Source organism: Telluria sp. PB2R4 (genome assembly GCF_059685695.1).
Genome location: NZ_JCASIC010000001.1, coordinates 165,656 through 187,739, shown reverse-complemented (window position 1 = coordinate 187,739; position 22,084 = coordinate 165,656). Strand labels below are relative to the sequence as shown.

At 64.7% G+C, this 22,084-nt stretch carries 21 protein-coding genes; 4 read left to right on the top strand and 17 right to left on the bottom strand.

Going from position 1 to position 22,084, the window contains the following annotated elements; all coding sequences use genetic code 11:
• Positions 1-108 precede the first annotated feature (108 nt).
• The 3 genes from ppsR (at position 109) to AC56LU_RS00835 (ending at position 3,684) form a co-directional block, all read left to right on the top strand.
• Complete coding sequence (gene ppsR, locus AC56LU_RS00845) at positions 109-957, top strand: posphoenolpyruvate synthetase regulatory kinase/phosphorylase PpsR (RefSeq protein ID WP_497173696.1); 849 nt, start codon at positions 109-111, stop codon at positions 955-957.
• Positions 958-1,108: 151 nt separating this feature from the next.
• Complete coding sequence (locus AC56LU_RS00840; protein ID WP_497173695.1) at positions 1,109-1,648, top strand: heme NO-binding domain-containing protein; 540 nt, start codon at positions 1,109-1,111, stop codon at positions 1,646-1,648.
• Entirely contained in the window at positions 1,645-3,684 is a 2,040-nt protein-coding gene (locus tag AC56LU_RS00835) for a putative bifunctional diguanylate cyclase/phosphodiesterase (RefSeq protein ID WP_497173694.1), read from the top strand. The genes AC56LU_RS00840 and AC56LU_RS00835 overlap by 4 nt, the downstream gene beginning before the upstream one ends.
• A 429-nt stretch (positions 3,685-4,113) precedes the next feature.
• On the opposite strand, the gene AC56LU_RS00830 is transcribed toward AC56LU_RS00835, so the two are convergent.
• The 17 genes from AC56LU_RS00830 to rpsB all read right to left on the bottom strand — a co-directional run bounded on the left by AC56LU_RS00830 (position 4,114) and on the right by rpsB (position 21,010).
• Positions 4,114-5,328, bottom strand: a complete 1,215-nt coding sequence (locus tag AC56LU_RS00830; RefSeq protein WP_497173693.1) for an EAL domain-containing response regulator — start codon at positions 5,326-5,328, stop codon at positions 4,114-4,116.
• Positions 5,329-5,379: 51 nt separating this feature from the next.
• Positions 5,380-6,165: a TrmH family RNA methyltransferase gene (locus AC56LU_RS00825; protein ID WP_497173692.1), complete on the bottom strand. Its 786-nt coding sequence runs from the start codon at positions 6,163-6,165 to the stop codon at positions 5,380-5,382.
• A gap of 24 nt (positions 6,166-6,189) precedes the next feature.
• Complete coding sequence (rnhB, locus tag AC56LU_RS00820; RefSeq protein ID WP_497173691.1) at positions 6,190-6,837, bottom strand: ribonuclease HII; 648 nt, start codon at positions 6,835-6,837, stop codon at positions 6,190-6,192.
• Between the two features lie 22 nt (positions 6,838-6,859).
• Positions 6,860-8,017: a lipid-A-disaccharide synthase gene (gene lpxB, locus AC56LU_RS00815; protein WP_497174198.1), complete on the bottom strand. Its 1,158-nt coding sequence runs from the start codon at positions 8,015-8,017 to the stop codon at positions 6,860-6,862.
• 1 nt (position 8,018) lies between these two features.
• On the bottom strand, positions 8,019-8,807 hold the full coding sequence (gene lpxA, locus AC56LU_RS00810) for an acyl-ACP--UDP-N-acetylglucosamine O-acyltransferase (RefSeq protein ID WP_497173690.1): 789 nt from the start codon (positions 8,805-8,807) through the stop codon (positions 8,019-8,021).
• 1 nt (position 8,808) lies between these two features.
• Complete coding sequence (fabZ, locus tag AC56LU_RS00805; RefSeq protein WP_497173689.1) at positions 8,809-9,306, bottom strand: 3-hydroxyacyl-ACP dehydratase FabZ; 498 nt, start codon at positions 9,304-9,306, stop codon at positions 8,809-8,811.
• The gene (gene lpxD / locus AC56LU_RS00800) at positions 9,303-10,376 is read right to left on the bottom strand and encodes a UDP-3-O-(3-hydroxymyristoyl)glucosamine N-acyltransferase (protein ID WP_497173688.1); all 1,074 of its coding nucleotides are present in this window, start codon (positions 10,374-10,376) and stop codon (positions 9,303-9,305) included. Before lpxD ends, fabZ begins: the two co-directional genes overlap by 4 nt.
• A gap of 45 nt (positions 10,377-10,421) precedes the next feature.
• Positions 10,422-10,952 carry an OmpH/Skp family outer membrane protein gene (locus AC56LU_RS00795; protein WP_497173687.1) on the bottom strand — a complete coding sequence of 177 codons (531 nt, stop codon included), beginning with the start codon at positions 10,950-10,952 and terminating at the stop codon, positions 10,422-10,424.
• A 22-nt stretch (positions 10,953-10,974) separates the two neighbouring features.
• Positions 10,975-13,311, bottom strand: a complete 2,337-nt coding sequence (gene bamA / locus AC56LU_RS00790) for an outer membrane protein assembly factor BamA (RefSeq protein ID WP_497173686.1) — start codon at positions 13,309-13,311, stop codon at positions 10,975-10,977.
• Between the two features lie 76 nt (positions 13,312-13,387).
• Positions 13,388-14,728 (bottom strand): RIP metalloprotease RseP, encoded by a 1,341-nt coding sequence (gene rseP, locus AC56LU_RS00785; protein ID WP_497173685.1) that lies wholly within the window; start codon positions 14,726-14,728, stop codon positions 13,388-13,390.
• Between the two features lie 3 nt (positions 14,729-14,731).
• Positions 14,732-15,913 (bottom strand): 1-deoxy-D-xylulose-5-phosphate reductoisomerase, encoded by a 1,182-nt coding sequence (ispC, locus tag AC56LU_RS00780; protein ID WP_497173684.1) that lies wholly within the window; start codon positions 15,911-15,913, stop codon positions 14,732-14,734.
• Between the two features lie 24 nt (positions 15,914-15,937).
• Positions 15,938-16,768: a phosphatidate cytidylyltransferase gene (locus AC56LU_RS00775; protein ID WP_497173683.1), complete on the bottom strand. Its 831-nt coding sequence runs from the start codon at positions 16,766-16,768 to the stop codon at positions 15,938-15,940.
• A 21-nt stretch (positions 16,769-16,789) separates the two neighbouring features.
• Entirely contained in the window at positions 16,790-17,554 is a 765-nt protein-coding gene (gene uppS / locus AC56LU_RS00770) for a polyprenyl diphosphate synthase (protein ID WP_497173682.1), read from the bottom strand.
• Positions 17,555-17,697: 143 nt separating this feature from the next.
• Entirely contained in the window at positions 17,698-18,258 is a 561-nt protein-coding gene (gene frr / locus AC56LU_RS00765; protein WP_497173681.1) for a ribosome recycling factor, read from the bottom strand.
• An 83-nt stretch (positions 18,259-18,341) separates the two neighbouring features.
• Complete coding sequence (gene pyrH, locus AC56LU_RS00760) at positions 18,342-19,058, bottom strand: UMP kinase (protein ID WP_497173680.1); 717 nt, start codon at positions 19,056-19,058, stop codon at positions 18,342-18,344.
• Positions 19,059-19,198: 140 nt separating this feature from the next.
• The gene (tsf, locus tag AC56LU_RS00755) at positions 19,199-20,104 is read right to left on the bottom strand and encodes a translation elongation factor Ts (RefSeq protein ID WP_497173679.1); all 906 of its coding nucleotides are present in this window, start codon (positions 20,102-20,104) and stop codon (positions 19,199-19,201) included.
• 153 nt (positions 20,105-20,257) lie between these two features.
• Positions 20,258-21,010, bottom strand: a complete 753-nt coding sequence (rpsB, locus tag AC56LU_RS00750) for a 30S ribosomal protein S2 (protein ID WP_497173678.1) — start codon at positions 21,008-21,010, stop codon at positions 20,258-20,260.
• A 234-nt stretch (positions 21,011-21,244) separates the two neighbouring features.
• Here rpsB and map point away from each other — a divergent pair, with 234 nt between their 5' ends.
• Positions 21,245-22,081 carry a type I methionyl aminopeptidase gene (map, locus tag AC56LU_RS00745; RefSeq protein WP_497173677.1) on the top strand — a complete coding sequence of 279 codons (837 nt, stop codon included), beginning with the start codon at positions 21,245-21,247 and terminating at the stop codon, positions 22,079-22,081.
• Positions 22,082-22,084: the final 3 nt, after the last annotated feature.

Below are 22,084 nucleotides of genomic sequence, written 5' to 3'. Positions count from 1 at the left end.
TTATTCTGGCCGTCGTGCAGCACAATGCAGACCCGTTGCCGAGCATTTTACCCCGTGACCGTGAGAGCATGCTGCAACTTTAGCAGCAAGACTTAGCATTCAGACACCATGACCCAAGATACCAGCGCCTCCACTCCCCCCTCCTCGCGCACCGTCTTCTTTGTGTCGGACGGCACCGGCATCACGGCGGAGACCTTCGGTCACGCGGTGCTGAGCCAATTCGAGATGCGCTTCCGGCAGATCCGCCTGCCTTTCATCGACTCGGTCGAGAAGGCGCACGAGGCAGCACGCCGCATCAACGACAGCTTCGCGCGCGACGGCCAGCGGCCGATCGTGTTCTCGACCCTGGTGACGCATGACCTGTCCAGCGTGATCCGGGCGGCCAAGGGCATGCACATGGACCTGTTCCAGACCTTCGTCTCGCCGCTCGAGCAGGAACTGGGCGTGAAGTCGACGCACACGATCGGGCGCATCCACAATGCGGTGGACACCGAGGAGTACAAGAACCGGATCGAAGCGATCAACTTTTCGCTCGCGCATGACGACGGCCAGTCGCACAAGAACCTGGCCGAGGCCGATGTGATCCTGGTGGGCGTGTCGCGCTCCGGCAAGACGCCAACCAGCCTGTACCTGGCGATGCAGTATGGACTGAAGGCGGCCAACTATCCCCTGATCCCCGACGACTTCGAGCGCGGCAAGCTGCCGTCCTCGCTGCCGCCGTTCAAATCGAAGCTGTTCGGCTTGACGATCACGCCGGAGCGCCTGTCGCAGATCCGGAACGAACGCCGCGCCGGCAGCAAATACGCCTCGATCGAGAACTGCCGTTACGAGGTGAACGAGGCCGAAGCGATGATGAAGCGCGAAGGCGTGCGCTGGTTGTCGTCGACCACGAAATCGATCGAAGAAATCGCCACCACCATCCTGCAAGAAATCAAACCGGACCGCCGCGAGTACTGATGCCCGGAGCTTGGCAAGCGCATGTCCTGTCAGCTCCATGCAACAGCAATCGCGCCGTATCGTCAATTCCGGTAATAATTTAGTTTCCCGCCGGATACATTCGGCCAAAGCATGTAGAATTCTCACACTTTATTTGTTTGCGGGAGTTTGCATGAAGGGCATCGTTTTCAATCTGCTCGAAGAGGCGGTCAGCCGTGATTTCGGCGAGGCGACCTGGGATCGCCTGCTGGATGACGCCGGTCTCGACGGCGCCTATACCTCCCTCGGCAGCTACGATGACGGGCAGGTGGTCCGACTGGTCGAGGTGGCCTCCAGCGCCCTGCAGATTCCGCCGCAGGACGTGCTGCGCTGGTTCGGGCGGCGCGCGATGCCGCTGCTGGTGGAGCGCTACCCGCAGTTCTTCGGCACCCACGCAAGCACCCGCAGCTTCCTGCTCACCCTGAACAGCCTGATCCACCCTGAAGTGCGCAAGCTGTATCCGGGCGCCACCCCGCCGGTATTCGACTTCGACACCAGCGACAGCGCCACCCTGGTCATCGGCTACAACTCGGCACGCCGCCTGTGCGCACTGGCCGAGGGGTTCATGCAAGGCGCGGCCGACCACTACGGCGAGCAGGCGCAGATCAGCCAACCGGCGTGCATGCACCACGGCGCCGACAAGTGCGTGTTCCACGTGCGGTTCAGCGCGTGATTCCGGCACCCGCGGCAGCCTCGCTCGATGCCGAGATCGCGCGTTTGCAGCGCCGCCTCAAGCGCGAAACGGCCGCGCGCCAGGAAGCGGAAGCCATCGCCGAACGCGGCCTGCGCGACCTGTTCCAGCGCCAGCAGGAGATCGCCCTGCTGGAACGCATCGCCGCAGCGGCCAACGAAGCTGCCGGGGTCGAGGACGCGATGCGCCATGCGCTGGAAGCGGTCTGCCGCTTCGCCGGCTGGCCGCTCGGGCACCTGCTGCTCGCGCCGGAAAACGGCCCCGGCGAACTCGACTCCACCGCCATCTGGCACGACGACAGTGCCGGTGCATTCGACAGCCTGCGTACCCTGACCGAGGAAATCGTGTTTTCGCCGGATGTCGGCCTGCCGGGCCGGGTATTGCAGACCGGCGCACCGGCCTGGGCCAACGCCGGCGCCCCCGACGCCGCCTGCTATCCGCGCATGCCGCTCTTGACCCAACTGGGATTGTCGTCGCTGTTCGCCTTCCCGGTAATGATCGGCAGCGAGGTAGTGGCAGTGCTCGAATTCTTCAGCCGCGAGCTGCAGACGCCGGACGACTCCATGCTGCGCCTGATGGCGCAGATCGGCACCCAGCTCGGACGCGTGATCGAACGCCGCCGGGCGCAGGAGCGCCTGGTGCACGACGCGCTCCACGATCCGCTGACCTCGCTCGGCAACCGCAGGCTGTTCCTCGACCGGCTCGAACACTTCCTGCTGCGCTCGCAGCGCCATCCGAGCTTCCAGTTCGCCGTGCTGTTCGTCGACCTCGACCGCTTCAAGGCGATCAACGATGGCCTGGGACACCAGGCGGGCGACCAGGTGATCGTCGCGACCGCGCAGCGCCTCACCGCCTGCCTGCGCCAGACCGACCTGGTGGCGCGCGACAGCGGCGTCGAACGCGACGTCGTGGTGTCGCGCCTTGGCGGCGACGAATTCACCATCCTGCTCGACAACGTGCACGATGCCGCGACCCCGATCCGGGTCGCCGAGCGCCTGCTGCAGACGCTGGCCAATCCCTTGAGCATCGGCGAGCAGCAGGTCTACGTCACGGCCAGCATCGGCATCGCCATGAGTTCGACCGGCTACAGCGATGTCCAGGTGATGCTGCGCGACGCCGACATCGCGATGTACCACGCCAAGCAGAACGGGCGTGCGCGCTGGATGATGTTCGACCAGACCATGCAGGAAGGCGCCCTGCGCCGCCTAACGCTGGAAGCGGAGCTGCGCCTGGCGCTGCCGGGCGGGCAGCTGTTCGTGCAGTACCAGCCGATCGTCTCGCCGCAGGATGGGCTGATCCGCGGCTTCGAAGCGCTGCTGCGCTGGCGCCATCCGGTCCTTGGCCTGATCTCGCCCGTGGAGTTCATTCCGGTGGCCGAGGAAATCGGGCTGATCGGCGAGATCGGCGGCTGGGTCTTGCGCGAAGCCTGCAGCCAGCTGCGGGCCTGGCAATGCGGCAGGAGCGAGCCCTTGAGCATGAGCGTCAACGTATCGGCCGTCCAGCTGAACGATGGCGACCTGGTCGACGTGGTCGCGCGCGTGCTGGACGAGACCGGCGTTGCCGGCGGTTCCCTGAAGCTGGAGCTGACCGAAAGCGCGGTGATGGCCGATCCCGATCACGCGCTGGCGATCTTCATGCAGCTGAAACAGCTCGGCGTGCGCCTCAGCCTGGATGACTTCGGGACCGGTTACTCGTCGCTGAGCCACCTGCGCCGGCTGCCGATCGACACCCTGAAGATCGACCGCTCTTTTGTCAGCGCGATGGACCTGCATGGGGACAAGCGCCAGATTGCCGAAGTGGTCGTGATGCTCGCGCGCACGCTCGGCCTGGACGTGGTGGCGGAAGGCGTCGAAACCAGCGCCGAGGTCAGCATCCTGCGCGACATGGGCAGCGACTTCGTCCAAGGCTATTTCTACTATCGCCCGCTCGACCGCGACGCCGTCACCGAAGTCCTCGCGGCCCAGGCCAGCCTGGGGTCGGCGGCCGAGGCCACCGTGGGGTCAGAGTCGAATTGCTGAGCAATTTCTGCAAAATGCCAGTTAATCGCACCCGACCCTCGTCTTTTCCATCGCGCGTATCGATCAAACAATGAGGGTCAGAGTCGAATTATCGGGAAACTTTCATATCTTCCCCATTAATTCGACCCTGACCCTGAATATTTTGTCGAACAAACGGGGCGAGTTTTGCGCTTGGGTGCATTAACTTTGCTAGATCAATTGAACGAATAAAACTTCGTCGAAATACGCTCCGTTTTTCGACAAAAACAAATGGGGTCAGAGTCGAATTACTGGGCAATTATCAAAAATTGTCAAACAATTCGACTCTGACCCCAATTTGGATTTAGGGTAAGAGCTGTCCGGTAATGAGGGTCGGAGTCGAATGGCGGGCAATTCTGGGGAATTGCTTGGCAATTCGACTCTGACCCCATTTTTTACGGCGTCGAATTTTTAGAAGAAGTGGCGCCAGTCTTCGAGCCAGCCGGGGAAGGCGGCGGCTTCCATGGGGTTGGCGATGTGGTAGCCCTGGGCGTAGGTGCAGCCGAGGTTTTGCAGGAAGTCCCAGTCCTGGCGCGTCTCCACCCCCACTGCGACCGACATGCGGTCCAGGCTGTGGGCCAGGCCGAGGCAGGAGCGCAAGACCGTGCCCAGCGGGCGGCGCTTGGAGGCGCCGTCGACGAAGCTGCGGTCGATCTTCAGTTCGGTGAAGGGAATGCGCGCCAGCAGCTGCAGGTTCGAGCGGCCGGTGCCGTAGTCGTCGATCGCCAGCCCGAAACCCATCATCCGCAGGCGCACCAGGCGCTCGATGAATTCGGGGTCGGTGTTCAGCACCGAGGACTCCGGCATCTCGAAGGTCAGGTACTCGGGCAGGATGCGGTGGCGGCCGATGCAGGCCGTGATCTGGCGCACGAAGGACGGGTTGGCCAGCGTCTCGGGCGCCAGGTTGATGCTGATCGGGACCGGGATGCCCTGGTCCTGGAACCAGCGGCAGCGCTCGGCGGACAGCTCGATCATGCTCCAGTCGAGGAAATCGATCCGGCTGTTCTGCTCCAGTGCATCGATGAAGGCGCCCGGACCCAGCACGCCGTGCTCGGGATGACGCCAGCGCGCAAAGGCTTCCAGGCCTTTCACCTGGCCGGTCGCCAGCTCGATCTTGGGCTGGAAGTAGGGTTCGAACTGGCGCTTCTGCAGGCCGATGCCGATTTCCTGGAAGCTGAAACGCGGGCCCGCCGGCGCGTCGCTCCGGTGCGCCAGCGGCGTGTAATTGTCGAGCAGCGGCTTGAGCTTGGCCGACGTGACCGGCTTGCCAATCGATCCCAGCAGCTCGACGCCGTAGGCCTGGGCCAGCGTCTCGACCGAAAACAGCAGGCTGGCAGGCTGCGCGCCCGTGACGATCAGGCGCACGCCCTCGGCAGACGAACCGGGCGAACCCAGCGCGCCCAGGCTGCGGATCAGCTCGAGCCCATCCATCCCCGGCAAGGCCAGGTCGACGATCGCGACGTCGACCTTCGGCGAGAAGCCGGCTTCCAGCCGCTGCAGCGCCAGGTGGCCGTCCGGTACGTCGGTCACGCGGCGCGCGCCCAATTGGCCGAGCAGTTCGACCAGCGTCCGGCGCTGGGCGGCGTCGGCTTCCGCCACCAGGAAATGCAAATGCGCGATGTCCATCTCTACTCCATTCATTCAGCCCTCAGATTACCCTGAAGGCCGCGCCCCCGTCTATGCCTGAGTTTGTCGCAGCTGCTCGAAGAAGCACACCGCGGCGCAGGCGGCCACGTTCAGCGATTCGACCTTGCCCGCGTGCGGGACGGCGACGCGGTGGGTCGCGAGATCCAGCAGCTCCTGCGACACGCCCTGCCCTTCATGGCCCAGTACCCAGGCCACCGGCCGGCGCAGGTCCATCGCGTACAGTTGCTGCGCCGCGTAGCCGCTGGTGGCCAGCACCGGCACCCGGGCGTCGCGCACCAGCGGCGCCAGTTCGATGTTTTCGAAAATGTCGAGCACGAAGTGCGCGCCCATTGCCGCGCGCAGCACTTTCGGCGACCAGCAGAACGCGGTACCCGGGCTGCAGTAGACCTGCCGGATGCCGCTGGCCGCGGCGCTGCGCAGGATCGAGCCGACATTGCCCGGATCCTGCACGCCGTCGAGCAGCACGCTCGATTCGACCAGGCCGGGCGCCCTGGAGGGCTTGGGCGATTCAACCACGAACGCGATGTTCACGCCGTTCTCGACCTGGCTGATGGCGCCGAACAGCGGGTCCGGCAGCGCGGTCACCGGCCCATGCAAGCTCTCGCAACGTGCGACGATGGCGGCCACTTCGGGATTGGCCAGCGCCGCATCCGACACCACGCAGTGCGCGGGCGCGCCGCGCAGCTCGAGCCAGCTCTGGCACAGGTGCACGCCGTCGAGCAGGCTCAGGCCCGCCTTGCGGCGCGCCTGCGAACTGGTGGCGAGCCCCTTGAGCTCCTTGTAGAACGCGTTGTCGCGCGAACTGACGTGTTTCATCGATCGCTCTTCATAAGCCGAACCTCATGCGCATGCAAACAGGTCCGGCTGCAGCAGTTCGCGCACCGGCGCGAACGAGCGGCGGTGCACCGGCGAGGGGCCGTGCAGGCGAAGGCGCTCCAGGTGCAGCGCGGTCGAGTAGCCCTTGTGCTGGTCGAAGCAGTACTGCGGATACTGGGCGTGTAGCTGCACCAGCAGTGCGTCGCGCGCGGTCTTGGCCAGGATCGAGGCGGCAGAGATGGCGTGGCACTTGTCGTCGCCTTCGATCACGGCATGGGCCCGGATCGCCATCGGCGGGCAGCGGTTGCCGTCGATCAGGGCGATGGTCGGCAGCATCGAGAGCGCTTCGACCGCCCGGCGCATCGCCAGCATGGTCGCATGCAGGATGTTCAGCGTGTCGATCTCTTCGCAGGAGCATTCGGCGATCGCCCACGCCAGCGCGTGTTCCTTGATTCTCGGCGCCAGTTCGTCGCGGCGCGCCTCGGTCAGCTTCTTGGAATCGCGCAGGCCGTCGATCGGCCGGCGCGGGTCGAGAATGACGGCGGCGGCGAACACCGGCCCCGCCAGCGGGCCGCGGCCGGCCTCGTCGACGCCGCAGACGATGTCGGCGTCGGTGAACGGCCGCAGCCGGGGCGGCAGGCCGGGATAGAAGTTAATCTTCTTTCTACTCATTTTTTGCGCTCACTTCTTACGCTCACTTCTTACGACCTATCACACGCAGCACCGCATCCGCGCTCGCTTCCGCGCTGTTGCGCAGCAGGCTGTGGTGCATGTCCAGGAAGCGCCGCGCCAGCGCCTCGTTTCCCGCCGGGTCGTCCAGCTGGCGCTGCACCGCATCGGCCAGCGCCAAGGGCGTGGCGGCATGTTGAAGATACTCCGGAACGACGAATTCGCGCGCCAGGATGTTCGGCAGGCCGATCCAGGGCTGGTAGCCCATGTGGCGCATGATCTGCCACGACGCGCCCATCACCTTGTAGGCGATCACCATCGGCTTTTTGAACAGCGCCACTTCCAGCGTCGCGGTGCCGGAGGCGACCAGCACCGCATCGGCTGCTGCGATCGCTGCGTGCGATGCGCCGTCGACCAGGCGCACCGGCACCTCGCCCAGGCCGGCCCGGTTCACGATCTCGGTGTAATAGGCGCGCTGGCGCTCGCCCGCCATCGGCGCGATGAACACCAGGTTCGGGTCGCGTTGCGCGAGGAGCTTCGCGGCCGCCACGAACGGCTCGGCCAGGTATTTGAGCTCGCCCATGCGGCTGCCCGGCATGATCGTCACCACGCGCGCATCCGGCGCGATGCCCAGTTCCGCGCGCGCGGCCGCTACGTCGGGGACGAGCGGAATCAGCTCGGCCAGCGGATGCCCGATATAGGTCACCGGCACGCCGGCGGCGCGGTAGATCGCTTCCTCGAAGGGAAAGATCACCAGCATGTGCGACACGGCGCGCTTGATCTTCTTGATGCGCCCGCCGCGCCAGGCCCAGATCTGCGGGCTGACGAAGTGGACGGTCGGGATACCCTCGGCGCGCAGCTGCTCTTCCAGCCCGAGGTTGAAGCCGGGGTAATCGGCGCCGATGAAGGCGGCCGGGCGCTCGCTCAGCAAGCGGTCGCGCAGGCGGTTCTGGATGCCCTTGATCTCGCGGTAGCGCGGGATGATCTCGAACAGGCCGCGCACGGTCAGCGTCTCGATCGGGACGTCGCTGCTCAAGCCCTGCTCCAGCATGCGCGGTCCTCCGATGCCGTGGAAGCGCACGTTCGGCAGCTGCGGGCGCAGTCCGGCCATGAGGCGCGCGGCGAGCATGTCGCCGGACACCTCGCCGGCGACCATCGCTAGCGAGATCTCCGAAGGCGTCATCTCAGCGAACGATGCCACGGGTGGCGCTGCCGAGGAATTCGCGCATCGCACGAATGTCCTCCGCGGCGGCGGCCTGCTGCGTTTCCAGCTCGAGCAACGCGCCTTTGGATTCTTCGAGCGTCAGGTTGGAGCGGTAGACCAGCTTGTGGGCGCTGCGGATCCCGTCGATCTGCTCGCGCGTGAAGCCGCGGCGCTTGAGGCCTTCGATGTTCACGCCGCGCTGGCCGGCCGGGTTGCCCGACACCAGCACGAAGGGCGGCACATCCTGGGTCAGGCTGGTGTACATGCCGATGAAGGCATGCGCGCCGATCTTGCAGAACTGGTGCACGCCGGCGTAGCCCGACAGGATCGCATGGTCGCCCACGTGCACGTGGCCGGCCAGCTGCGCATTGTTCGAGAAGATCGTGTGGCTGCCGACCTGGCAGTCGTGCGCCAGGTGGACGTAGGCCGAGATCCAGTTGTCGTCGCCCAGGCGGGTCACGCCTTCGTCCTGGGCGGTGCCCAGGTTCATGGTGACGAATTCGCGGATGGTGTTGCCGTCGCCGATCTCCAGGCGGGTCGGTTCGCCCTTCCACTTCTTGTCTTGCGGCGCGGCGCCGATCGAGCAGAACTGGAAAAATTTATTGTCCTTGCCGACCGTCGTATGGCCTTCGATGACCACGTGCGGGCCCACCACCGTGCCCGCGCCGATGCGCACGTCCGGGCCGATGATCGAATACGGGCCGACCTCGACCGAGCTGTCCAGCTCGGCCTTGGGGTCGACGATCGCGCTTGGATGAATCTTGCTCATTTTACTGCCCCGCAGGCGTTGCACCAGGTGTTGCAGCCGAATCGTTCGCACGGATCGTGCACATCAGCTCACCCTCGACCGCGACCTTGCCGTCGACGCTGGCCACGGCCTTGTACTTCCAGATGCCGCGCGACACGCGCAGGATCTCGATGTCCATCTTGAGCTGGTCGCCCGGCTCGACCGGACGCTTGAAGCGCGCGTTGTCGATGCCGACGAAGTACACCACCGAATTCTCGTCCGGCTTCACGTTCATGGTCATGAAGGACAGGATCGCGGCGGTCTGCGCCATCGCTTCGATCATCAGGACGCCCGGCATCACCGGCTTGTGCGGGAAGTGGCCATTGAAGAATTCTTCGTTGACGGTGACGTTCTTGATGGCGGTGATGCGCTTGCCCAGTTCGACGTCGAGCACGCGGTCGACCAGCAGCAGCGGATAGCGGTGCGGCAGGTATTCCTTGATGCCGTTGATGTCGAGGGTCTTGATCTCTGGAGTGGTCATTTTTGTTCTGTGAGAGTTTTGATTGCTTTTTCGAGGGTGCGGATCTTCTCCCGCATCGAGCCCAGGTTGCGCACGATGGCCGCGCTGCGTTCCCACTCGGCATTCTTGGCCAGCGGGTAGAAGCCGGTGTACTGGCCCGGCTCGAGCACCGAGCGCGACACCATGCTGCCCGAGGAGATATGGACGTTGTCGGCGATTTCCAGGTGGCCCAGCACCATGGCGGCGCCGCCGAAGGTGCAACCCTTGCCGATCTTCGCGCTGCCGGCCACGCCGACGCAGCCGGCCATGGCCGTGTGCGCGCCGATGTGGCAGTTGTGGCCAATCTGGATCTGGTTGTCGAGCTTGACCCCGTCTTCGATGACGGTGTCGGCCAGCGCGCCGCGGTCGATCGTGGTGTTGGCGCCGATGTCGACGTCGTCACCGATCAGCACGCGTCCGGTCTGCGGAATCTTGATGTACTTGCCGCCCTCGACCGCGAAGCCGAAGCCGTCGCCGCCGATCACCGCCCCCGAATGGATCACGCCGCGTGCGCCGATGACGCAGCGCGCGTGGAAGGTGGCATTCGCGAACAGGTGGGTGCCTTCGCCGATGCGCGCTTCAAGGCCGATGAAGCAGCCGGCGTCGATTACCGCATGGGCGCCGATCACCGCGCCGGCCTCGATCGTCACGTGCGGTCCGACGTGGGCGGTCGGATCGACGATCGCGCCAGGCGACACCACGGCGCTGGGGTCGATGCCCGGCGCCTTCGGCGTCTCGGCGAGCGAGACGAAGTATTGCGCCGCGCGGGCGAAATAGGCGTAGGGATTGGTGGTGACGATGCGCGCGCCTTCGTAGGTCGCGGCAACGCTCGGGTCGTCCAGCGGCGACAGGATCAGCGCGGCCGCCTGGCTCTGCGCCGCCAGGGCGCGCAGCTTGCTGTTGCTGAGGAAGCTGATGTGCGAGGGGCCCGCGCTGTCGAGCGGCGCGATGGCCGCGACGGCAATGTCCGGGTCGCCCACCAGTTGTCCGCCGAAGCGATCGACCAGGTCCTGCAGTCGAATGCCCGTGTTGGGATGTCGGGTGTCAGTCAAAATGTGATGCGTCTTTTTACTGTTGCAAGGGCCTTGCCTGCCGACTTACTTGTCGAGCAGCTTCAGGATCTTGTCGGTGATGTCGATGCGCGGGCTGGACCATGCGGCCTCGGCCAGGACGGCGTCGAGCCGCTCCTGCTCGGCGACCTGCTCGATGATCTTGTAGGCACGCGTTGCGATGGCGGCGCGCTCTTCGTTCTTGCGCTGCATGAGGTCTTCCTGGAACTCGCGCTGCATGCGCTGCACGTCTTTTTCCATGTTCAGCAGCTCACGCGCACGGCGGGTGCGCTCGACGTCGTTCAAGCCGGCCGCCTCGCCGTCGAATTTTTCCGACGCTTGCTTGAGCTTGACGACGGTTTCCTCGACCACCTTCTGGCGCTTCGAGAATTCGGCCTGGATGCGCGCGTCGGCCGTCTTGGCCATCTTCGATTCGCTCATCAGGCGCTCGGTGGCGACGAAGCCGATCCGGCCCGAACTCTGGGCCTGGGCCTGGGTCAGCGGCGCTGCGCACAGCACGGCCAGCAGCAGCGCCTTGGGCAAATACTGGGGCAACCTGGCTATCAGCGTATTCAACATCGTTCTCCGTAATTCGTCCCGGTCAGAAACCGGTACCCATCTGGAACTGGAAGCGTTCCAGTCTGTCTCCCGGCAAGGAGTTCAGGGGCTTAGCATAACTCAACTTCAGCGGACCGACCGGGGAAATCCACGACAGGCCGATACCGGCGGAGTAGCGCATCTGGTCCAGGCGGATCTTGGACTGTTCCTGGAACACCTGGCCGCCGTCCACGAAGGTGAACCAGCGCAGGCTGCGGTCGGTGCCGCCGCCCGGGAACGGGAACTGCAATTCGACGTTGCCGATCACGCGCTTGGAACCGCCGATCGCATCGTAGTAGTTCGGGTCGACCACGCCCAGCGACGAGCTTTCGTAGCCGCGCACCGAACCGATGCCGCCGGCGTAGAAGTTCTTGAACACCGGGTAGTTGGCGCCGCCGATGCCCTTGCCGTAGTCGAACTCGCCGCGCAAGGCCAGTGTCATCCAGCGCGTGAGCGGACGCCACCACTGGTGTTCGTACACCAGGCGGTAGTACTTCGAGTCGCCCAGCGCATCGACCTCGAGGTTGGCGCGCTGGTAGCGGCCGCGGGTCGGGGTCACCGCGCTGTCGCGGGTATCGCGGCCCCACGCCGCGGTCAGCGGAATGGCGTTGGTGCGGGCGTCGCCGATGCCGTCCGCCGGGCCGCCGTTCTGCGCCACGAAGGTGCGGTACAGCTGCGGCGAGGTGGCGTCGGTCTCGATCCGGGTGCTTTCGATGCCGGCGCCGAAGAACACGGTGTCCGATTCCGAGAACGGCACGCCGAAGGTCATGGTGCCGCCGGTCTGGCGCACCTTGTACAGGCCGAGGTTGACCGCCGGCGGATTCATGGTGCGAAGGTACAGCTGGAACGAGCGCGAGATGCCGTCGTCCGTGAAGTACGGATTGGTCTGCGAGAACGCGATCGTGCGGTTGTACTTGCTGGTATTGAGCTCCAGGCCGATGGTATTGCCGCTGCCGGCGAAATTGGCCTGCGAGATCGACGCGGTGAAGGTGAACTTCTCCGATTGCGAGAACGCGCCGCCGATCATGAAGTTACCGGTCGGCTTTTCTTCGACCACCATGTTGACGTCCACCTGGTCGGTGGTGCCGGGCGACTCCGGGGTCTCGACCTTCACGTCCTTGAAGTAGCCGAGGCGGTCGACGCGGTCGCGCGAGAGCTTGACGCGGTTGGCGTCGTACCACGAGCTCTCGAACTGCCGGAATTCGCGGCGAATCACTTCGTCGCGGGTCACGGTATTGCCCGAGATGTTCATGTGGCGCACGTAGGCGCGCTTGCCCGGGTCGATGAAGAAGGTGAACCTGGCTTCGCGCTTCTCGCGGTTGATCTCGGGGTTGGCGGTGACGTTGGCGAAGGCATAGCCGAAGGAGCCGAGGCGGTCCGAGATCAGCTTGTTGGTCGCTTCCATCAGCTCGCCGGAGTAGGTCTTGCCCGGTTGGAGCAGGATCAGCTTGCTCAACTCTTCCTCGCGGCCGAACATCTCGCCCTCTAACTTCACGCCCGAGACGGTGTACTTCTCGCCTTCGGTGATGTTGATGGTCAGGTAGATGTCGCGCTTGTCCGGGGTGATCGAGACCTGGGTCGATTCGACGTTGGCTTCGAGATAGCCGTTGTTCAGGTACAGGGACTTGATCGACTCGAGGTCGCCGGTCAGCTTCTGCTTGGAGTACTGGTCGGCCTTCGAGTACCAGGTGAGCCAGCCCGACTTGGACAGCTGCAGCACTTCGCGCAGCTCCTTGTCCGAGAAGGCCTTGTTGCCGACGAAGGAGATCTGGCGGATCTTGGCGACGTCGCCTTCGTCCACGTTGAACATGATCGTCACGCGGTTGCGCTCGATCGGGGTGACGGTGGTGGTGATCTTCACGCCGTACAGGCCGTGCGACAGGTACTGGCGCTTGAGTTCCTGCTCGGCGCGGTCGACCGCGGCCTTGTCGAAGATCTTGGTCTCGCCGACGCCGATTTCACCCAGCGCCTTGACCAGCATGTCTTTTTCGAATTCCTTGGTGCCGGTGAAGTCCACCGTGGAGATTGCCGGACGTTCTTCGACCAGCACCACCAGCACCCCGTTTTCCTCTTCCAGGCGGATGTCCTTGAAGAAGCCGGTAGCGAACAGCGCCTTGATGGCGGTGGTCGCCTTGGCGTCGTCGAAGGTCTCGCCCACGCGCACCGGCAGGTAGCTGAACACGGTGCCCGCTTCCGTACGCTGGATGCCTTCGACCCGGATGTCCTTGACCACGAACGGGCTGGCGGCAAGCGCATTGCCGGCGCAGATGGCCAGCACGGCTGCGCCAATCATGCTGCGACGGATGAACGGCAGGGCAAAACGATCTCGTTGTAAATTCATTGGCTGTATTTCTGGGTCATTGGACAACATACATACATATTCTTTTCCCGGCGCGCGGTTCCTGATTGGGCAACCGCTAGAGCAACCGCACCAGGTCATTGAAGACGGCGAGCGCCATCAGCATGAACAGCAGGCCGACTCCGAAGCGCTGTGCGAACTCTCCGACACGCGCAGGCACGGGGCGCCCGGTCAAAACTTCCAGCGAATAATACAGTAAATGGCCACCATCCAGAACCGGAATCGGTAACAAATTCATTACGCCTAAGCTAATACTAATAAATGCGATGAACTGCAAATAGGTGGCCAGTCCGATGCGCGCGGTCTGCCCCGCGTAATCGGCAATGGTGATCGGGCCGGTGACGTTCTTCCACGAGGCTTCGCCGGTGATCATCCGGCCGATCATCTTGAGCGTCATGGTGCTGGTCTCCCAGGTGCGCTCGGCCCCGCGGGCGATCGCCTCCAGCGGGCCGGAGCGCACCGTGACCATCTCGACCGGCTGCGACAGCAGCACCTTGGCCACGCCGCGGCCGCTGGCGGCATCTTTCTCCGGCGTCACCGTCAGGGCCACCACCCGCCCTCCCCGCTCGATCTCGAGCGGAACCGCGCGGCCGCCTGCGGCGCGCATGGTTTCGGTGAAGGCCATGCCGTCCTCGACCGGCTTGCCGTCGGCGCGCAGCACCAGGTCGCCGGCCAGCAGGCCGGCGCGCTCGCCTGCCCCGCCCGGCAGCACCTTCTCGATGCGGGCGCGGGCGCGCCACAGGTCCAGGCCCAGGTCCTTTGCGACATCGCCTTCGACGTCGAGCCGGGCGATGCGCTCGAGCGGGATGGTGGCATGGTAGCTGCCGCCACCTTGTGCGCGCAGCTCGAGACGCGCCTCGGTTTTGTCGACGGTGGCGTGCACGATCTGCCAGCGCAGCTCGGCCCAGGACTGGACCGGATTGCCGTTCACCGCCACCACCGTGTCGCCGCCGCGCACACCGGCCAGCTGCGCCGCCGTGCCTTGCGGCGCGGTACGCAGGCGCGCCGAGGGTTCCTCGACGCCGTGCATGAACAGCGCCGCCATCAGCGCGATGGCCACCAGGAAGTTGGCGAGCGGGCCGGCCGCCACGATGGCGATGCGGCGCCAGACGTTCTGGCGGGTGAACTCACGGTGCAGCTCGGATTCGTCCTTGGGCGCGGTTTCGGGGTCGCGGCTGTCGAGCATCTTGACGTAACCGCCCAGCGGCAGCAGGGAGATCGCCCACTCGGTCTGGTCGCGCCCGAAGCGGCGCGACCAGACCACGCGGCCCATGCCGATCGAGAAGCGCAGCACCTTCACGCCGCAGGCGCGTGCGACCAGGTAGTGCCCGAGTTCGTGCAGGACGATCAGGGGTCCGAGGGCCAGCGCGAAGGCCAGGATGGTGTAGAGCAGGCTCATGGCTCAGGCTCGCATGCGGGCGATCGCGGCCTGCGCGGCCGCGCGGGCGCGCGCATCCTGTTCCAGCACCGCCTCGATCGAAGGCGCCGGGCCGTGCGGCACGCTGTCCATGACCCCGGCGATCACGCGGTCGATGTCGCGGAAACCGATCTCGCGCTCGAGGAAGGCCTGCACCGCCACTTCGTTGGCGGCATTGAGCAGGCTTGGGGCGGTGCCGCCGGCGCGGAGAGCATCAAACGCGAGCTTGAGGCAGGGGAAGCGATTGAAATCAGGTTGGTGGAACTGGAGCGCGGCCATCGCGGTCAGGTCGAGCTGGGGCACGCCCGAGGCGATCCGCTCCGGGAAGGCCAGCGCGTGCGCGATCGGGGTGCGCATGTCGGGGTTGCCCAGCTGCGCCAGCACCGAGCCGTCGGTGTACGAGACCATCGAGTGGATCACGCTCTGCGGGTGGATCACGACTTCGATCAGGTCGGCCGGCGCACCGAACAGCCAGTGGGCCTCGATCACTTCGAGGCCCTTGTTCATCATGGTGGCGGAATCTACCGAGATCTTGCGGCCCATGACCCAGTTCGGGTGCTTGCAGGCTTCGTCCGGCGTGACCTCGCCGAGGGTCTCGACCGCGCGCTGCAGGAAGGGGCCGCCGGAGGCGGTCAGCAGGATCTTGGCGACGCCCGCCGCGCCCGGGTCGCGCGCATAGGTAGCGGGAAGCGACTGGAAGATCGCATTGTGCTCGCTGTCGATCGGCAGCAGGGTGGCCTTGTGTTCGCGCACCGCGTCCATGAACAGCTGGCCGGACATCACCAGGGCTTCCTTGTTGGCCAGCAGGACCTTCTTGCCGGCGCGCGCCGCTGCCAGGGTCGGGGCCAGGCCGGCGGCGCCGACGATGGCGGCCATGACGGTGTCGGTCTCGGGACTGGCCGCGATGTCACACAGGGCATCCTCGCCATGCTCGACCTGGGTATCCAGGCCCATTTCGCCCAGCAACTGCGCCAGGCGCCCCGCCGCCTCCGGGGTGCCGACCACCGCGCGCGCCGGCCTAAAGCGGCGGCAGGCCTCGGCCAGTTCTTCGACCCGGCCGTGGGCGCTCAGGGCGTAGACACGGTAGCGGTCGGGATGGCGGGCGAGAACGTCAAGGGTCGAGGCGCCGATCGAGCCGGTGGCGCCCAGGATGGTAATGCGTTGCATGGTGTGATTCCTGGTTGTGCTGCTTCAGAGCCAGGCGCCGATCAGGGCTGCCAGTGGCAGGACCGGGACGAGTGCGTCCACGCGGTCCAGCACCCCGCCGTGGCCAGGCAACAGCTTGCTGCTGTCCTTCATGCCGGCGCGGCGCTTGAGCTGGGATTCGAACAGGTCGCCGACCACGCTGGCCGCGACGATGAGGATGAGCACCGCGAGCAGCACGGCCCAGCCGAGGCTGGCCTGTACGCGCGCGGCGAAGGTGCCCGCCATGGCGTCGCCGCCCACCACGATGCTCAGAGGCACCAGCAGAAGCACGGCAATGCAGCCGCCGATCGCGCCTTCCCACGACTTGCCCGGCGAGATCGAAGGCGCCAGCTTGCGCTTGCCGAAGGCCTTGCCCGAGACGTAGGCGAAGATGTCGGCGGCCCAGACGATGGCCAGCACCGACAGCAGGTACAGCGGCGACAGGCGGTACATCTCGACGATGGCGGCGAAGCAGCCTACCACCGAGATCGCATAGATCAGGCTGAGGAAGGTGTTGGACGTGCTGTTCAGCGGCGGCAGGCCGAGCTTGAGCGAGGGCGCAAAGCGCAGGACCCACACCAGCACGCTGATCGCGAACCAGAACACCGGGTTCGGGTTCGGCGAGACGAAAAAGGCGTAGACAAAGGCGGCGGTCCAGAAGGCCGCGATGATCGGGGCCTTGCCGGTCTCCGGATTGAACAGGCGGAAGCACTCCCAGATCGCCGCCCCGAAGAAGACGGAAGCGACCACCGCGAACGCCGTGTAGTTATTGAAATACAGGACTGGCAGCAAGACTGCCAGCAGTGCGAGCGCGGTGAGGATCCGGGTTTTCAGCATTGTCGGTGGTGTACGTCGGGTTCAGGCCCTGGACGGGGTGTCGGACTTCTGCGCGACCTGGTCGCCGGTCTGGCCGAAGCGGCGTTCGCGCTGCTGGAACGAATCGATCGCCTCGTCCAGCGAGGCCTTCGAGAAATCGGGCCAGAAGGTCTTGGTGAAGTACAGCTCGGAATACGCCAGCTGCCACAGCAGGAAGTTGGAGATGCGCTCTTCGCCGCCGGTACGGATGAACAGGTCGGGCTCGGGCGCATACGCCATCGCCAGGTGCGGCGCCAGCATCTCTTCGGTGAATTCGGACACGCCGGGATTCGCCGCCACCATCTTGCCCGTTGCCTGCATGATATCCCAGCGGCCGCCATAGTTGGCGCACACGCTGACCGTCAGGCGGGTGTTGTTGGCGGTGCGGCGCTCGGCGGCGCTGATCATTTCCTGCAGCTTGGCATCGAAGCGGCTGAGGTCGCCCACGACTTTCAGGCGGATGTTATTGGCGTGCATCTTCGCCACTTCGCGCTCGAGCGCGGTGACGAACAGGCGCATCAGCAGCGAGACTTCCTCGGCCGGACGGCGCCAGTTTTCGGACGAAAAGGCGAACAGCGTCAGGTATTCGACGCCGCGCTCGACGCAGTATTCGACGACGCCGCGCACCGCCTCCACGCCCTTGACGTGGCCGGCCACGCGCGGCAGCAGACGTTTGGTGGCCCAGCGCCCATTGCCATCCATGATGATGGCGATATGGCGCGGCACCTTCGGCGCTTCGGGAATGGCAGTGGTCGAACTTTTGAACATCTTGGTTTCCAGCAGGGCCGGCGGCGCATTTGGCTCGTTCAGTAAATGCGGCGTCGACCGGTCTTAAAGGGACTCGGACCGGCCGCAGCACGCATGCCGGGGCCGGTCCGCCTGGGCGGGGCACGGACGCCCCTGGCCCGGTATTACACCGTCATGATGTCTTTTTCTTTTTCAGCCAGCAGCTTGTCGATGTCGGCCACGAACTTGTCGGTCAGCTTCTGGATCTCGTCGGACGAGCGGCGCTCGTCATCTTCCGACGCGGTCTTGTCCTTGACCATCTTCTTGACCGCTTCGTTGGCGTCGCGGCGGATGTTGCGCACGGCGATCTTGGCGTCCTCGCCTTCCGACTTGGTGAGCTTGACCATTTCCTTGCGGCGCTCTTCGGTCAGCGGCGGGGTCGGCACGCGGATGGTGTCACCCTGGGACGACGGGTTCAGGCCCAGGTCGGAGTCGCGAATCGCTTTTTCGATGGTGCCCGCCAGTTTCTTCTCGAACGGCGCCACGCCGATGGTGCGGGCGTCGATCAGGGTCAGGTTGGCGACCTGCGACAGCGGCACGGGCGAACCGTAGTACTCGACCATCACGGAATCGAGGATGCCGGCGTGGGCGCGGCCGGTACGGACCTTGGCCAGGTTGGCCCGCAAGGTCTCGATGGACTTGTTCATGCGCTCCTGCGCGTTCTTCTTGACGTCAGCTAAGGACATGCTGCACTCCTGTTCTTGTTGATGTTGATGCGAGATTCCCGAGACGGGAATCTCGAGATTCCTGAACGTGATTCAAACGTCGTTCAAACGTGTACCAGTGTACCCTCGTCTTCGCCCATGATCACGGCTTTCATGGCGCCGGGCTTGGTGATGGAGAACACCTTGATCGGCAGCTTCTGGTCGCGGCACAGCGCGAACGCGGTGGCGTCCATCACCTGCAGGTTCCTGGAGATCGCCTCGTCGAAGGAAATCGAGTTGTAGCGCGTGGCGCTCGGGTCTTTATTCGGGTCGGCGGAGTAGACGCCATCGACCTTGGTGGCCTTCAGGACGATCTCGGCCGAGATTTCGGCGCCGCGCAGCGCGGCCGCGGTGTCGGTGGTGAAGAAAGGGTTGCCGGTGCCGGCGGCAAACACGACGACCTTGCCTTCTTCGAGGTACTGGAGGGCCTTCGGGCGGACGTAGGGCTCGACCACCTGCTCGATGCTGATGGCCGACATCACGCGCGCGGTGATGCCGACATGGCGCATCGAGTCGGCCAGGGCCAGCGCATTCATGACGGTGGCGAGCATGCCCATGTAGTCCGCGGTGGCGCGGTCCATGCCCTGGGCGCCCGGTGCCACGCCGCGGAAGATGTTGCCGCCGCCGATCACGATCGCCACCTGCACGCCCATCTTCGCCACTTCCGCCACGTCGGCGACCATGCGGTCGATGGTTGCGCGGTTGATGCCGAACTGGTCGTCACCCATCAGCGCTTCGCCAGACAGTTTGAGAAGGACTCGTTGGTAGGCTGGTTTTGTCATGATGAAGCGGCTCCTATGTTGTGTTTCGAATTCGGGTCCGGCCGCGGGTCAGCACGGCCTCATCTGCAACGACAGATGGCTGGCGGGTGGTGTGCGCGGCACCACCCTGCAAAAACGGGCCTTTCGGCCCGCTTTCTTGATTACTGCTTGTTGGCAGCCATCTGGGCTGCGACTTCTGCTGCGAAGTCGTCCACCTTCTTCTCGATGCCTTCGCCGACGACGTACATCGTGAATGCCTTCACGCTGGCGTTCGAGGCCTTCAGCATCTGTTCGATCGACTGCTTGTCGTTCTTCACGAATGCCTGGTTCAGCAGCGAGACTTCCTTCAGGTACTTCTGCACCGAACCGTCGATACGCTTGGCGACGATCTCGGCCGACTGCGGCTGCTTGCCTTCGGCGGCGGCCTTGTCGGCGTCTTCCTGGGCTTTCAGCTGGGCAACCGAACGCTCTTTCTCGATCATTTCAGCAGGCACCGACTCCGACGACAGGGCGACCGGCTTCATGGCGGCGATGTGCATCGCCACGTCCTTGCCGACCTGGTCTTCGCCGTCGAACTCGACCATCACGCCGATGCGGGTGCCGTGCAGGTACGACGCCAGCTTGGCGGTGGTTTCGAAGCGCTGGAAGCGGCGGACCGACATATTCTCGCCGATTTTGCCGATCAGTGCCGTACGCACGTCGTCGAAGGTCTTGCCGTCGTGCGGGAGCGCTGCCAGGGCGGCGACGTCGGCCGGGTTGTTCTCGGCGACCAGCTTGGCTGCCAGATTGACCATGGCCAGGAATTCTTCGTTCTTGGCGACGAAGTCGGTTTCGCTGTTGACTTCGACCAGCGCGCCGACGTTGCCGGAGATGTAAGCAGCGACCACGCCTTCGGCGGTCACGCGGGCAGCGGCCTTCGATGCCTTGCCGCCCAGCTTGACGCGCAGGATCTCTTCGGCACGGCCCATGTCGCCTTCGGCTTCGGTCAGTGCCTTCTTGCATTCCATCATTGGCGCGTCGGTCTTCGCGCGCAGTTCACCAACCATCGCTGCGGTAATAGCTGCCATGTTGAATTCTCCCAATTGTTTGATGTAGATAGCGCGGGTGTCATGGACACCCGGGCGATAATTTATTGCTAAGCGTCGTGCTTAAAAAAAGGGGGGCTCGTGCCACGGCTCGGCGCCCCCTTTGATGCTCAGGCAGGCTCGGCCTGCCCTACATTATGCCTGCTCGGAAACTTCGACGAATTCGTCGCCGCCGGCAGCCTTGACCATTTCAACGACTTCGTTGGTGGCGTTGGCGCGGCCTTCCAGGATTGCATCGGCGACGCCGCGTGCGTACAGGGTGATTGCCTTCGACGAGTCGTCGTTGCCAGGGATCACGTGGGTGACGCCTTCTGGCGAGTGGTTGGTATCGACCACGCCGATGACCGGGATGCCCAGCTTGCCGGCTTCGGTGATCGCGCCCTTGTGGTAGCCGACGTCGACGACGAAGATCGCGTCAGGCACGCCGCCCAGGTCCTTGATGCCGCCGATCGACTTCTGCAGCTTGACCAGTTCGCGCGAGAACATCAGCGCTTCTTTCTTCGACAGCTTCTCGACTTCACCCGATTCGATCAGGGCTTCCATGTCCTTCAGGCGCTTGATCGAAGTCTTGATGGTCTTGAAGTTGGTCAGCATGCCGCCCAGCCAGCGCTGGTCGACGTACGGCACACCTGCGCGCGCTGCTTCGGCGGCGATGATGTCGCGCGCCTGGCGCTTGGTGCCGACCATCAGGATGGTGCCGCGGTTGGCCGAGATCTGCTTGATGGTCTTCATCGCATCCTGGTACATCGCCATGGTCTTTTCCAGGTTGATGATGTGGATCTTGTTGCGATGACCGAAGATGAACGGCGCCATTTTCGGGTTCCAGAAACGGGTCTGGTGGCCGAAGTGGATACCGGCTTCCAGCATTTCACGCATAGTAACGGACATGTAATTCTCCAGGGTTGGGTCTTGAACGTGGCCAGTCACCTAGCAGGCACCCTTTGGCGGCCACGTTCGCGATTTCAATTAAAAAGTAATTTCTACAACATTGCTCGATGCGAATACGAGCAACCCGAGATTCTAGCCGGATTTCACATTGTTTTCAAGGGGTCCGCCATCCCTTATAATGATGCAATTACCACCCGACCCCGGGTCAACCATTATTTGCAGGATCAACATTCCATGGCCTCCATCCCCAAGACCCCGGAAGAAATCGAAGGCATGCGCGTCGCCTGCCGGCTCGGCTCGGAAGTGCTCGACTACATCACCCCCTTCGTGAAACCCGGCGTCACCACCGGCGAGCTCGACCGCCTGGCCAAGGACTACATGATCAACGTGCAGGGCACGGTGCCGGCCACGCTCAACTACGCGCCGCCGGGCTACCCGCCCTTCCCCGGCTCGATCTGCGCCTCGGTCAACGACGTGATCTGCCACGGCATCCCGGGCGACCGCGTGCTCAAGAGCGGCGACGCACTGAACATCGACATCACCCCGATCACCAAGGAAGGCTTCCACGGCGACAACAGCCGCATGTTCCTGGTCGGCGAGCCGAGCATCCTGGCCAAACGCCTGTCCGAGATCACCTTCGAGTGCATGTGGCTGGGCATCGCCAGGGTCAAGCCCGGCAACCGCCTGGGCGACATCGGCCATGCCATCCAGCAGCACGCCGAGAAGCACGGCTACAGCGTGGTGCGCGAATTCTGCGGCCACGGCGTGGGCCGCGTGTTCCACGAAGAGCCGCAGGTGCTGCACTACGGCCGCCCGGGCACCGGCGAAGAGCTGGTGCCCGGCATGATCTTCACCATCGAGCCGATGATCAACGCCGGCCGCCGCGAGATCCGCGAAATGCCGGACGGCTGGACCATCAAGACCAAGGACCGCAGCCTGTCGGCGCAGTGGGAACACACGGTGCTGGTCACCGAGACCGGCGTCGAGGTGCTCACCATGTCGGCCGGCAGCCCGCAGCCGCCCGCCATGGTGCTGCCGCTGCTGAACCAGGGCGCCGCGGTTCCGGCCTGACCG